Source organism: Streptomyces sp. NPDC088197 (genome assembly GCF_044741185.1).
Taxonomy (GTDB): domain Bacteria; phylum Actinomycetota; class Actinomycetes; order Streptomycetales; family Streptomycetaceae; genus Actinacidiphila.
Window position 1 is genome coordinate 235,190 of record NZ_JBIUSD010000003.1, and the last position, 13,266, is coordinate 248,455.

Consider the following 13,266-nt stretch of genomic DNA (forward strand, 5'->3'; position numbering starts at 1 on the left):
TAGAATCGACGCCATGACACGACGACTTGCCGAGGTGGCAAAGAAGGTCGGGGTGAGTGAGGCCACCGTCAGCCGCGTGCTGAACGGGAAGCCTGGCGTCTCCGACGGAACCCGGGCAGCGGTCCTCACCGCTCTTGACGTGCTCGGTTACGAACGGCCCACCCAGCTCCGGGGGGAACGCGCCCGGCTGGTCGGCATGGTCATGCCCGAGCTGCAAAATCCGATCTTCCCGGCTTTCGCCGAGGTGGTCGGCGGCGCGCTGGCGCAGCAGGGCTTCACCCCGGTGCTGTGCACCCAGACCGCGGGCGGCGTCTCCGAGGCCGACTACGTGGAACTGCTGCTCCAGCAGCATGTCTCCGGCGTGGTCTTCTTCGGCGGGCTCTACGCCCAGGCCGAGTCACCGCACGACCACTACGCGCGGCTGGCCGAGCGCAATCTGCCCACCGTGCTGATGAACGCGGCCATCGACCATCTCGACTTCCCGCGCGTCAGTTGTGACGACGCGGTCGCGGTCGAGCAGGCGATGAACCACCTCATCTCGCTCGGCCATCAGCGGATAGCCCTCGTGCTCGGCCCGCCCGACCACGTACCGTCGCGCCGCAAGCTCGCCGCCGCCCGCCGGGTCGACCCGTCGGTGACCGTCGAGCACGCGCTGTTCACGCTGGAGGGCGGCCAGGCGGCGGCCAGCCGGCTGCTCGCGCGCGGCATCACGGCCTTCATCTGCGCGAGCGACCTGCTGGCGCTCGGCACCATAAGGGCGGCTCGCAGAAGGCGGCTGTCGGTGCCGGAGGACGTGTCGGTAATCGGTTACGACGACTCGTCGCTGATGAACTGCACCGAGCCGCCGCTGACCACCGTCCGGCAGCCGATCGAGGCGATGGGCCGGGCGGCCGTGGACCTGCTGGCCGGAGAGATCAGCGGGGCGTCGGTCGACCACGACGAGCTGTTCTTCGAACCGGAACTGGTAGTACGCGGTTCCACCGGTCCCGCCCCGCACCCCTCCCGCCTCCCCCACCCGGAGGCCCGCGCCAACGTCTGACCCCGCACCACGAGTCACCCGCGAACCCGGACCTGAGCCAGGGCCCGAGCCAGGATCAGGGCCAGGACCTGGGCTGAGCCCGTCCCGGGCTCGGCCCGAGCTCAGCCATGCCACCGCGGCGGCGGGGGGGGGGGCCCCGCGGCCCCCCCCCCGCCCCCCCCCCCCCCCCCCCCCCCCCCCCCCCCCCGCCCCCCCCCGGCCCCCCCCCCCCCCCGCGCCCCCACGCCCCCCCCCCCCCCCCCCCCCCCCCCCCCGCACCGGCCCCGCCCCTGTATCTGGGCCCGGCCGGGGGGTGCCCCCGCCCGGGGCGCGGCCCCCCCCCCCCCCGCCCCCCCCCCCCCGGGGGGGCCCCCCCCGCCCCCCCCCCCGGCGCCGCCGTCCGCTCCCCCGGCGACCCGCCGGCCGCGGCCCCCTGGGGCCCGCCGGGCGACCCTCCCGGGCCCGTGGGCACCCCCTCCGGCCCGGCCCGCGCCGGGCCCGCGGAGGGGCCGTCACGGGCCGTCCGCGAGCACACGGCCGGTGACCCCGCTTCCACTTGCGAGCCGTCCGACGTCGTAACCAAGTCGTGTCTTTGCGAAATTCGCGCGACATCTTGCGGACATCTATCGGGTTAAGTACGTTGAGCCAACCCGAAACGGCGGCGTGCAACTGCGCCGAGCATCACGTGCACCATGTGCCGCGGGGGTCCCAGATCGCAGTCCAACGACGCGCAGTGGTTCAGGGGAAAGGGTTTTGAACATGAGCAGAATCGGCTACCGCAGACTGGTGGCGGTCGCGCTGGTCGCGGGCATCGGATTGTCCGCTGCCGCGTGTTCCAGCAGCGACGACAAGAAGGATGACCCGGGAACGAAGGCCAGCAGCAGCTCCAGCAGCGCCGGCACCCCCTTGGACCCGAAGACCAAGGTGTCGATCACGGTCGACTGTGAGCCGCCGACCACGAAGAAGGCCGAGCGCCAGCAGTGGATCGACGACGTCGCCGAGTTCAACAAGACGTACCCGAACGTCACGGTCAACAGCAAGGACGCGTTCCCTTGCGAGGACCCGGCCAAGTTCACCGCCCAGCTCCAGGGCGGTAGCCAGACCGACGCGTTCTACACGTACATGACCGACCTCCAGCAGGTGCTGGACGCCGGCCAGGCGGCCGACATCACGGAATACGTCAACGACAAGACGGTCCCGAACCTCAAGGACATCGACCCCGGTGTCCTCGACGTCCTCAAGGACGGCGGCAAGCTGTACGGTCTGCCCACCTCGAACTACCAGATGGGCCTGATCTACAACCGGAAGATCTTCAAGGACGCCGGTCTGGACCCGAACAACCCGCCCACCACGTGGGAAGGCGTCCGCGCCGCCTCCAAGCAGATCGAGGACAAGCTCGGCAGCAAGGGCATCCACGGCTTCATCGAGAACGCCGGCGGCAACCAGGGCGGCTGGCACTTCACGTCCGAGCTGTACGGCCTCGGCGGCACCATGGTGTCCGAGGACGGCAAGAAGGCGACGTTCAACGACGACAGCGCCAAGACCCTGCTGACCACGCTGCACGACATGCGCTGGACGGACAACAGCATGCCCGCCACCCCGGGCAAGGAGTGGGGCGACGTCCAGAAGGCGATGGGCACCGGCGTCGTCGGCATGTACGTCGGCGCTCCCGACGACATCCCGCTGGTCGTCCAGCAGTACAAGGCCAAGTTCGAGGACCTCGGCATGGCCCCGATCCCCGGCGGCAAGACCTCGCTGTTCGGCGGCGCCGACTACATGTTCAAGAAGTCGGCCTCCCCGGACCAGATCAAGGCCGGCATCGCCTGGATCAACTTCAAGTACCTGACCCTCGAGAAGGGCCAGTTCAACTACCCGCGGAACAAGACGGACGGCCTGCCCGTCGGTCTCCCGCAGCCCTTCTTCTTCACCGGCGCGTCGAAGGAGAAGGACAACTCCACCAAGGCCGCGAACGCGACCGTCCCGGTCGAGAACTTCAAGACGTACGTCGACGCCCAGGTGCCCGTGAAGCCCGAGCCGCCGAACGCCCAGAAGATCTACACCGTGCTCGACACGGTGATGTCCGGTGTTCTGACCAACAAGAACGCTGACATCTCCAAGCTGCTCTCCACTGCCGAGTCCCAGGTCAACAGCCTCCTGGCCGCCTCTCAGTAACGACAGCCCGCGGGGGCCGGTCCGGCGACCGGCCCCCGCTCAGCGGTACCGGCCCGACGCATCACTTCAGTCGAGGAGCACCCATGGCGGCGACAACCGTCCCCGAGAAATCGAGTAGGCGCCACGCCGGGCGTCCCGTTGGTCAGCCCGATGGAACGCAGCGCCGTTCCGGCCTGAGCCGTAAAGTCCGGCAGAACGTCCAGGCGTACGGCTTCCTGATCGGCGCGGTCCTCTGCTTCGGGTTCTTCTCGTGGTACCCGATGGTCCGCGAGTTCATCATGAGCTTCCAGAAGACCAAGCGCGGTGTCACCACCTGGGTGGGCTTCGACAATCTCAAGCAGGTCTACCACGACCCGTATTTCTGGACGGCCTGGCGCAACACCCTGCAATTCACGGTGTACGCGCTGGTGATCGGCTTCATCGTGCCGTTCTTCGTGGCGATCCTGCTCAATGAACTGCGGCACGCACAGGCGTACCTGCGCATTCTGGTGTACCTGCCGGTGATGCTTCCGCCGGTCGCCGGTGTGCTGCTGTTCAAGTACTTCTACAACCCGGAGTACGGGCTCTTCAACCACATTCTGAAGACCCTGCACCTGCCGACCTCCGCATGGCTGGACTCGTCGCACACGGCGATGATCTCGGTGGTGATCGCGGCCACCTGGATGAGCATGGGAAGCGCCACGCTGATCTATCTGGCCGCGCTCCAGAACATCCCCGGCGAGCTGTACGAGGCCGCCGACCTGGACGGAGCCGGGCTGTTCAGCAAGATCTGGCACGTCACGATCCCGCAGACCCGCATGGTGCTCTCACTCATGCTGCTGCTCCAGATCGTGGCGACCATGCAGGAGTTCACCAACGTCTATCTGCTGACCGGCGGCAACGGCCCGGAGAACTCCACCACGACGGTCGTGTACATGGTCTACCAGTACGCGTTCCGCTACAACAATTTCGGAAGCGCCGCGGCGCTGGGCCTTTTCCTGCTGCTGGTGCTGGCCGGATTCTCCGGTGTGTACGCGCGGCTGAGCCGGAACAGCGACTAGGACGGAAGACGGACATGGCAGCGTTCACCCAGCAAAACCGGACCCTGATCTCGTCGGCCGCTTTGAGCCGACCGCGGGCGAAATTCGTCTACTGGACCGTGCTGAGCCTGGTCATCCTGGTCTTCACCCTGGTGTTCCTCGGCCCGCTCTACTGGATGGTGACCGGCGGCTTCAAGTCGGCCCAGGAAGTCCTGGCGAATCCGCCGACGCTCTTCCCGAAACACCCGAAGGCGAGCAACTACTCGGACGCCTGGAGCGAGCTGAAGATCGCCCGGCTGCTCTTCAACACCTTCTATTACGCGTTCGGCGCGCTGCTGCTGCAACTCGTCTTCGACGTGGCGGCGGCGTACGCGATCTCCAAGCTCCGGCCGGTGCTCGGCAATCTGATCCTCGGCATGATGCTCGCCACGCTGATGATCCCGGCGGCGGTGCTGATCGTGCCGCAGTACATGACGGTCCTCGACCTGCCGCTGCTGCACGTGAACCTGATCGGCACCCCGTGGGCGATCTGGCTGCCCACGGTGGCCAACGGTTTCAACATCTTCCTGCTGAAGCGATTCTTCGACTCGATTCCCGAGGATCTGATGTCCGCGGCGAAGATCGACGGCGCCGGGCCGCTGCGCACGCTGTGGTCGATCGTGCTGCCGATGTCGCGTCCGATCCTCGGCGTCGTGTCGATCTTCGCGGTGGTCAACGTCTGGAAGGACTTCCTCTGGCCGATGCTGGTGGAGCCCGACCCGAAGAACCAGCCGATCAACATCGGCATCAACTCGCTCTCGCAGGGCGTACCGCAGAACGTGCTGATCGCCGCGCTGGCCATCTCCGCGGTGCCGACCCTGCTGATCTTCCTGCTCTTCCAGCGCAACATCATGTCCGGCCTGACCGCGGGCAGCCTCAAGGGCTGACGGGTCACCGGACCGCAAGCCTTCCGTAACGCACCCCCAAGCACTCCGCCGCCGGCCTCTATGCCCACATCCCCGCCTCCGGGGCCGGCGGCGGGGTCCCACCTGCCCGAAAGGACGTTGACGTGGCAGACACCCCTCAGCCCGAGGCCGACGAGAACTGGTGGCGCGGCGCGGTCATCTACCAGGTCTATCCGCGGAGCTTCGCCGACAGCAACGGCGACGGCACCGGAGACCTCGCCGGGGTGCGTTCCCGGCTGCCCTACCTGGCCGAGCTGGGCGTCAACGCCCTCTGGTTCAACCCCTGGTACCCGTCGCCGATGGCCGACGGCGGATACGACGTGGCCGACTACCGGGACATCGACCCGGTCTTCGGCACGCTCGCCGAGGCCGAGAAGCTGATCTCCGAGGGCCTGGCGCTGGGCATCAGGACGATCATCGACATCGTGCCGAACCACATATCGGCGGCCCACCCGTGGTTCCGCGAGGCGCTGGCGGCCGGTCCCGGATCGCCCGCGCGCGACCGCTTCTGGTTCCGCCCCGGCCGCGGTGACGACGGCGAGCTGCCGCCGAACAACTGGCCTTCGCAGTTCGGCGGCCCGGCCTGGACGAGGACGACCGACCCGGACGGCACGCCCGGCGACTGGTTCCTGAACCTCTTCGACTCCGAGCAGCCCGACCTCAACTGGAACCACCCGGACGTCCGGGCCGAGCACGAGGACATCCTGCGGTTCTGGTTCGACCGCGGCGCGGGCGGCGTACGGATCGACTCCGCCGCGATGGTCGCCAAGGACCCGGAGCTGCCCGACCTGAGCAGCGACCCGGCCGCCCCGCACCCGTACATCGACCGGGACGACCTGCACGAGATCTACCGCGGCTGGCGGCGGATCGCCGACGGATACGACAACACGCGGATCCTGGTCGGCGAGGTGTGGCTGCCGGACGCGGTGCGTTTCGCGCACTATCTGCGGCCGGACGAGATGCACACCGCGTTCAACTTCGACTTCCTCGCCTGCCCCTGGGCGCCGGAGCAGCTCCGCAAGTCCATCGAGACGACGCTGGCCGCGCACGAGCCGGTGGGCGCGCCCGCCACGTGGGTGCTGTGCAACCACGACGTGACGCGTACGGTCACCCGCTACGGGCGGGTCGACACCGGCTTCGACTTCGCGACCAAGGCGTTCGGTATCCCGACCGACCTGGAGCTGGGCACCCGCAGGGCGCGGGCCGCCGCGCTGCTGACCCTGGCGCTGCCCGGATCCGTCTACCTCTACCAGGGCGAGGAGCTGGGGCTGCCCGAGGTCGAGGACATTCCGGCGGCCAAGCTCCAGGACCCGATGTACCTGCGGTCCGGCGGCACCGACCCCGGCCGGGACGGCTGCCGTGTGCCGCTGCCCTGGTCCGGTGACTCCTCGCCGTTCGGCTTCAGCCCCGAGGGTTCGGCGGAGCCGTGGCTTCCGCAGCCGGCCGACTGGGCGGGGCGCACCGCCGAGATCCAGTCCGCCGACCCGGCGTCGATGCTCTCGCTGTACCGGGCGGCGCTGCGGATTCGCAGCGCGGAGGCCGGTCTGGGCGACGGTCCCATGCACTGGCTCGACTCCGACCCGGGCGTCCTCGCCTTCAGCCGCACCGACGCGTTCGTCTGCGTCGTCAACCTGGCCGACACCCCCGCGGAGCTGCCCGCGCACAGTGAGCTCCTGCTCACCAGCGGACCTCTCCTCGACGGCCGTATCCCCGCCGACACCGCCGTCTGGCTGCGCCGCTGAAACGATTTTCTCGCGAGGGACGGTAAGCCGATCTTCTCCGGGGCGCGGCCCCGGCCGGTTCCCTGACCGGGGCGGTACGCCGAATTTGTGAGGGGCGCGGGGAACCGCGCGGCCAGCCACCAACGGGCCGGTGGCCCGGAGACAACCGATCCGCCCCGCGGGAGCCGGTGGTGACCTGCGGGAGCACGGTGGCTGAGCGCGCGGTTCCCCGCGCCCCTTGGGGTCTGCCCTGCACCGCGAGGTGGCCGGGCGGTGGCCGCGCGGTTCCCCGCGCCCCTTGGGGCCTGCCCCCCCCACCGCGAGGTGGCCGGGCGGTGGCCGCGCGGTTCCCGCGCCCCTTCGGGGCCGACCCCCTGGGCACGGGCACCCCGGGCGACATCTCGTCGCATTGACGATTAAGATGAGGCCATGCCTCAACTACGCCTCGCCCTGAATCAGATCGACTCCCGCGTCGGCGACATCGCCGGGAACACCGAGACCGTCGTGCGCTGGGCCCATCACGCGTCCGCGCGCGGAGCGCACCTGGCGGCGTTTCCCGAAATGATGCTCACCGGGTACCCGGTGGAGGATCTGGCGCTGCGCGCCTCGTTCGTGGACGCGAGCCGCGCGGCCCTGGTGGCGCTGGCGAAGCGGCTGGCGGACGAGGGCCTGGGCGAGCTGCCGGTGGTCGTGGGCTATCTGGGCCGCAGCGAGAACGCGCGGCCGAGGTTCGGGCAGCCCGCGGGGGCGCCGCAGAACTGCGCGGCGGTGCTGCACGGCGGCGAGGTGGCGCTGCGCTTCGCCAAGCACCACCTGCCCAACTACGGGGTCTTCGACGAATTCCGGTACTTCGTGCCGGGCGACACCATGCCGGTGATCCGGGTGCGGGGCGTGGACGTGGCGCTGGCGATCTGCGAGGACCTGTGGCAGGACGGCGGCCGGGTCCCGGCGGCCCGCGCGGCCGGCGCCGGTCTGCTGCTGTCGGTCAACGCGTCGCCGTACGAGCGGGACAAGGACGACACGCGCCTGGACCTGGTGCGCAGGCGCGCGCGGGAGGCGGGCTGCACGCTGGCGTATCTGGCGATGGTCGGCGGCCAGGACGAGCTGGTCTTCGACGGTGACACGATCGTCGTCGGCGAGGACGGCGAGGTGATCGCGCGGGCCCCGCAGTTCGCCGAGGAGTGCGTGCTGCTCGACCTCGACCTGCCCGCCGCGCCCGGGCGGGCGCCGTCCGGGCGGGTGGCCGACGGCCTGGAGATCCGCCATGTGACGCTCTCCGAGGCGCCGGTCGAACCGTATCCGGCGGAGTTCACCGGCGGCGAGGCCGAGCGGCTGACCGACGACGCCGAGATCTACGGCGCGCTGGTCACCGGCCTGCGCGCGTACGTCGAGAAGAACGGCTTCCGCTCGGTGCTGATCGGTCTGTCCGGCGGCATCGACTCGGCCCTGGTGGCCGCCATCGCGGTCGACGCGATCGGCGCGGCGAACGTGTACGGCGTGTCGATGCCGTCGGCGTACTCCTCGGACCACTCCAAGGGCGACGCGGCGGAGCTGGCCCGCAGGACCGGCCTCAATCTCCGTACGGTGTCGATCGCCCCGATGTTCGACGCCTACATGGCGTCGCTGTCGCTGACCGGCCTCGCCGAGGAGAACCTCCAGTCGCGGCTGCGCGGCGTCACGCTGATGGGGATCTCCAACCAGGAGGGCCAGATCGTGCTCGCGCCGGGCAACAAGAGCGAGCTGGCGGTGGGGTACTCGACGCTGTACGGCGACTCGGTCGGCGCGTACGGCCCGATCAAGGACGTCTACAAGACGACCGTCTTCCGGCTGGCGCGCTGGCGCAACGCCGACGCCGAGGCGCGCGGCGAGACCCCGCCGATCCCGGAGAACTCGATCGCGAAGCCGCCGAGCGCGGAGCTGCGCCCCGGCCAGGTCGACACCGACTCGCTGCCGGACTACGACGTCCTCGACCGGGTCCTGGAGATGTACGTCGACCGGGACCAGGGCCGCGAGGCGATCATCGCGGCGGGCTTCGACGCCGAGTTGGTGACGCGTATCCTCAAGCTGACCGACACCGCCGAGTACAAGCGGCGGCAGTACCCGCCGGGCACGAAGATCTCCGCGAAGGGCTTCGGCAAGGACCGCAGGCTGCCGATCACCAACCGCTGGCGCGAGGGCGAGCAGAGCTGACCAACACCGCCCGGTGACCGCCGCGTTCGGCGCGCCGGAGCCGCGGGCGGCCGGATCACGCGCAGGATCGTCCTGACGGAGCCGAGCCGCGCCCCAGCGCCCGGCGCACCGGGAAGGGGACGCGGAAGTGGACGACGAACGCGAGCACCCGGCCGCGAAGGGCCCGGCGCCCCAGCCGGGCGCCCAGGGCCCGCCGCCCGGCCCGTACGCCCGTCCCGCGGACGACGGCGCGCCGCCCGGTCCGGCCCGGCGGCGCGTGCTCCACGCGGCCGTCGCCGGGGTGGTCGGCGCGGCGGCGGCCGGGTGCGACAGCGGCTCCGCCGCGGTGCGCCGCACCCCCACCAGCGGCCCCACCCCCGTCCGGCGGGCGGGCACCGACGACTGGCGGATCCGCTCGCTGGGACCGCCGGACGCGATCGAGGGGTACGCCGACAGGGTCAGCGTCCGGCCCGGTGAGCGCGTGGGGCTGTACGTGTCGACGACCGCGCCCGGCTTCCGCGTCGCCGCCTACCGGGTCGGCTGGTACGGCGGGTCGCAGGCCACACGGGTGTGGACGTCGCCGCGGACGGCGGGGCACCGGCAGCCGGGGCCCAGGACGTCCGGGTCCACCAGGACCGTGACGGCGGGCTGGGAGCGCGGCCTCGACGTCCCCACCGACGGCTGGCCCGAGGGCGCCTATCTGCTGCTGCTCACCTCCGACGACGGCCATCAGCGGTACGTCCCGCTCGTGGTCCGCTCGGCCGCGGCCACCGGCCGGACCCTGATCATGCACGCGCCCGCGACCTGGCAGGCGTACAACGACTGGGGCGGCTACAGCCTCTACAACGGCCGGGACGGCGGCTACGGAGACCGGTCGCTTGCCGTGTCGTTCGACCGGCCGTACGCGAAGAACGGCGCCGAGAAGTTCCTGGTGTACGAACGCGCCCTGGTGGTCCTCGCCGAGCGGCTCGGGCTGCCGCTGGCGTACACGACGGGGATCGACGTCCACCGCGACCCCGGCGTGCTGCGCGGCGCGACCACGGCCGTGGCGCTCGGCCACGACGAGTACTGGACGCCGGAGCAGCGCGCGCACGTCACGGCGGCGCGGGACGCGGGCACCAATCTGGTCTTCCTCGGCGCGAACACCTGCTTCCGGCGGGTCCGCCTCGAAGCCGTCCGGGGCGGCGAACCACGCACCGTGGTCTGCTACAAGACCGATTATCAGAGCGACCCCGGCCTCGCGCGCGACCCGGCGAAGCCGACCAACGACTTCCGCGCCCGGCCCGCCCCCGACCCCGAGTCCTCGCTGACCGGCGTCATCTACGAGGGGTATCCGACCGACGCCCCGTACGTGGTGGAGAGCGCCGACCACTGGCTCTTCGCGGGCACCGGCGCCGCGCGGGGCGACCGCTTCGCGCACCTGGTCGGCGTCGAGTACGACCGGGTGGACCCCGGCTGTCCGACCCCGGCGCCGATCGAGGTCGTCGCCCACTCGCCGCTGGTGTGCGACGGCCGCGCCAGCCACTCGGACTCGGCGTACTACACGGTGCCCGGCGGCGCGGGCGTCTTCGCCACCGGGACGATGCGCTGGGTCGAGGGGCTGATGGCGGGCACGGGTCTGATGGGCCGCGACCACGGCATGGACGAGCGCACCCGGACGTTCGTCACCAAGGTCACGGAGAATCTGCTGACCGGCTTCGCCGCGGGGCGGGCCGCCGCTTCCCGGCCCGCCCCGCGGGCGAACGTGAGCCGGCTGTACGGGACCTGAGGCGGGCTCCGCGGGAGCGCGCCGCGCGGGCCGGGGGCGGGGACTCGGTGCGCAGCGCCGTGGTCACCACGCGGCCCGCGACGGCGAGGAAGGCGAGCCCGGCCAGCGGGTAGCAGGCCGCGAGGAGCATCTGGGCGGGGTTCTCGCGCAGTTCGGGGCGTCCCCGGCCGTGCGGGAGGGCCCAGAGCGCGTACGAGCAGAACACCAGGACGGCCGCCGCCGCGCCCCAGACCCACCGCCGGTCGTGGCGGCGTACCCCCTCGGCGACGAGCAGCACGGCCATGGGCACCGCCCAGACCCAGTGGTGGGTCCACGACACCGGGCTGACCAGGAGGGCTGTCACACCGCAGGAGACCGCGGCCCAGGCGGCGGCGAACGGCAGCCGGTCCCCGGCCGTGAGCGCGCCCACCGCGACGGCCAGTCCCGCGAGGGCGACGGCGAGCGCGACGCAGAGCCAGAGCGTGCCGGGGTCGCCGCTGTGCGTCAGCCGGGCCAGGACGCCGCGCAGCGACTGGTTGGCGACCTCTTCGGCGTAACCGGCGCGGTCGGGCGAGAAGACGTCCTGGGTCCAGTAGCGGACCGAGTCGTGCGGGAGGGCCAGCGCGGCGACTCCGACGGTGGCCGCGAAGGTCCCGGCCGCGACCGACGCGCGGCGCAGATACGGGGTGCCGCGCCCGCGGGTGGTGAAGGCGGCCAGGGCGAGCAGCGCGACGAACAGCACCGGGGTGAGCTTGATGCCCGCGGCGATGCCGATGCCGACCCCCGCCCACCTGCGGTCGGCCCGGCAGGTGAGGTCGGCCAGCACCAGCACGGCGAGCAGCAGATTGACCTGCCCGTAGCGCAGGGTCGCCCAGACCGGCTCGCACCACACCACCAGCGCGGTCAGGAGCAGCGCGGACGCCACGGTCGGCCGCCGGTCGACCAGCCGCAGCGACAGGGCGGCGAAGGCCACCGCGAGCAGCAGATTCGCCACGGTCGCGGCGGTGCGCATGGCGCCCACGTCCAGCCAGGTCAGCGGGACGAACAGCAGTCCCGCGAACGGCGGATACGTCATCGGCAGTCCGTCGGCGCGCAGCGAGTACAGGTCGCCGCCGGTGCGTACCGTCCAGCCCGCCGCCCGGTAGACCATCACGTCGATCATCGAGACCCGCACCAGGCGCTGCACCAGCCACACGCCCGCGACGGACAGCAGGCACCACCCGGCGGCGACGGCGGCCCGGGCGGGGGAAAGCCACTCACGCCACCCGCGTCTGCGCGCGGCGGCGGACATCGGTTCTTGCATGGCGACACCCTCACGGCAGCGGACCGGGCGCCGGCGACGAGCACCTGCGGGTCACGCTCGCGCAACCGCCGCCGCGCCGCCACCTCGGTGCGCCATCCGGCGGAGCGCGCCGAGCCGCGGGAAAGCCGTGTGCGGAGGGGCTACGGCACCTGGAGGCGGGCGGCGACCGGGAGGTGGTCGCTGCCGGTCTTCGGCAGGGTCCAGGACGCCTTGGGCTCGATGCCCTTGACCATGATCTGGTCGATCCTGGCCATCGGGAAGGACGCGGGCCAGCTGAAGCCGAAGCCGTTGCCCGCCGCGCCCTGCGTGGAGCGCATCTGCGAGGTGACCGAGGCCAGCGCCCGGTCGTTCATGGTGCCGTTGAGGTCGCCGAGCAGCACCACGCTGTGCAGGTTCTCGTCCGCGATGGCCCGGCCGAGCGCGTCGGCCGCGTTGTCGCGCTGTCCCGCGGTGAATCCGGCGTTGAACTTCACCCGCACGGACGGCAGATGCGCCACGTACACCGCGACCTGGCCGTCCGGGGTCTTCACCGCGGCCCGCATGGCGCGGGTCCACCCCATCTTGATGTCCACCGTGCGCACCCCGGACAGCGGGTACTTGCTCCACAGCCCGACCGTGCCCTGCACCGAGTGGTACGGGTAGGCGGCGGCGAGGTCGCGCGCGTAGCGGGGCGCCTGGCTCTCGGCCAGTTCCTCCAGGGCGACGATGTCGGCGCCGGCCGCGATGACGTCCTTGGCGGTGCCGTCGGGGTCCGGGTTCTCGGCGTTCACATTGTGGGTGAGCACCGTCAGATCGCCGCCGGAGGACGTCTTGTCGGTGACCAGGCCGCCGAAGAGGTTGAGCCAGATCACCGACGGCAGCAGCAGGGCGATCAGCGCGGTCGTGGAGCGCCGCAGCACGGCGGCCACCAGCAGCACCGGCACGGCCAGGCCGATCCAGGGCAGGAAGGTCTCCAGCAGACTGCCGAGGTTGCCGATCCGGTTGGGCAGGTCGGCGTGCACGAGCAGCAGGACGGCCACGAGGACGGCGACGACGGCGAGAATGACGCCGCGCCGCCACATGCCTTCGGGCTGCCACCAGTGACGGAACCGGGCGCGGGCTCCGGAGGCGTTCCTGGGCGGCATGGCGCTGCCGTCCGTGGTCGCGTCCGTGCCGCTCTGCGCCTGGGTCATG

At 71.4% G+C, this 13,266-nt stretch carries 9 protein-coding genes; 7 read left to right on the plus strand and 2 right to left on the minus strand.

The genetic code is table 11. The features are described 5' to 3' along the window. The first annotated feature begins 13 nt into the window (after window positions 1–13). The 7 genes from ACIOC1_RS09525 (at window position 14) to ACIOC1_RS09555 (ending at window position 10,811) form a co-directional block, all read left to right on the plus strand. Complete coding sequence (locus ACIOC1_RS09525; RefSeq protein ID WP_188279764.1) at window positions 14–1,039, plus strand: LacI family DNA-binding transcriptional regulator; 1,026 nt, start codon at window positions 14–16, stop codon at window positions 1,037–1,039. Window positions 1,040–1,777: 738 nt separating this feature from the next. After that, window positions 1,778–3,190, plus strand: coding sequence for an extracellular solute-binding protein (locus ACIOC1_RS09530; protein WP_355334468.1), 1,413 nt, complete (start codon window positions 1,778–1,780; stop codon window positions 3,188–3,190). A gap of 83 nt (window positions 3,191–3,273) precedes the next feature. Then, window positions 3,274–4,230: a sugar ABC transporter permease gene (locus tag ACIOC1_RS09535; protein WP_355334470.1), complete on the plus strand. Its 957-nt coding sequence runs from the start codon at window positions 3,274–3,276 to the stop codon at window positions 4,228–4,230. A gap of 14 nt (window positions 4,231–4,244) precedes the next feature. Continuing rightward, on the plus strand, window positions 4,245–5,135 hold the full coding sequence (locus ACIOC1_RS09540) for a carbohydrate ABC transporter permease (protein WP_355334473.1): 891 nt from the start codon (window positions 4,245–4,247) through the stop codon (window positions 5,133–5,135). A gap of 122 nt (window positions 5,136–5,257) precedes the next feature. Continuing rightward, window positions 5,258–6,895: an alpha-amylase family glycosyl hydrolase gene (locus ACIOC1_RS09545; protein WP_355334474.1), complete on the plus strand. Its 1,638-nt coding sequence runs from the start codon at window positions 5,258–5,260 to the stop codon at window positions 6,893–6,895. A gap of 408 nt (window positions 6,896–7,303) precedes the next feature. Beyond that, on the plus strand, window positions 7,304–9,064 hold the full coding sequence (locus tag ACIOC1_RS09550; protein ID WP_391043735.1) for an NAD+ synthase: 1,761 nt from the start codon (window positions 7,304–7,306) through the stop codon (window positions 9,062–9,064). A gap of 256 nt (window positions 9,065–9,320) precedes the next feature. Continuing rightward, on the plus strand, window positions 9,321–10,811 hold the full coding sequence (locus ACIOC1_RS09555) for a N,N-dimethylformamidase beta subunit family domain-containing protein (RefSeq protein WP_401853628.1): 1,491 nt from the start codon (window positions 9,321–9,323) through the stop codon (window positions 10,809–10,811). On the opposite strand, the gene ACIOC1_RS09560 is transcribed toward ACIOC1_RS09555, so the two are convergent. Next, window positions 10,717–12,093 carry a glycosyltransferase 87 family protein gene (locus tag ACIOC1_RS09560; protein WP_355334480.1) on the minus strand — a complete coding sequence of 459 codons (1,377 nt, stop codon included), beginning with the start codon at window positions 12,091–12,093 and terminating at the stop codon, window positions 10,717–10,719. The two genes, ACIOC1_RS09555 and ACIOC1_RS09560, sit on opposite strands and share 95 nt — an antisense overlap. A gap of 140 nt (window positions 12,094–12,233) precedes the next feature. Next, window positions 12,234–13,217, minus strand: a complete 984-nt coding sequence (locus ACIOC1_RS09565) for an endonuclease/exonuclease/phosphatase family protein (protein ID WP_401853630.1) — start codon at window positions 13,215–13,217, stop codon at window positions 12,234–12,236. Window positions 13,218–13,266 lie beyond the last annotated feature (49 nt).

Coding starts and splice junctions, on each gene's coding strand:
- ACIOC1_RS09550 (WP_391043735.1), top strand. CDS start 7,304: ATGCCTCAACTACGCCTCGCCCTGAATCAGATCGACTCCCGCGTCGGC.
- ACIOC1_RS09535 (WP_355334470.1), top strand. CDS start 3,274: ATGGCGGCGACAACCGTCCCCGAGAAATCGAGTAGGCGCCACGCCGGG.
- ACIOC1_RS09525 (WP_188279764.1), top strand. CDS start 14: ATGACACGACGACTTGCCGAGGTGGCAAAGAAGGTCGGGGTGAGTGAG.
- ACIOC1_RS09540 (WP_355334473.1), top strand. CDS start 4,245: ATGGCAGCGTTCACCCAGCAAAACCGGACCCTGATCTCGTCGGCCGCT.
- ACIOC1_RS09565 (WP_401853630.1), bottom strand. CDS start 13,217: ATGCCGCCCAGGAACGCCTCCGGAGCCCGCGCCCGGTTCCGTCACTGG.
- ACIOC1_RS09530 (WP_355334468.1), top strand. CDS start 1,778: ATGAGCAGAATCGGCTACCGCAGACTGGTGGCGGTCGCGCTGGTCGCG.
- ACIOC1_RS09560 (WP_355334480.1), bottom strand. CDS start 12,093: ATGCAAGAACCGATGTCCGCCGCCGCGCGCAGACGCGGGTGGCGTGAG.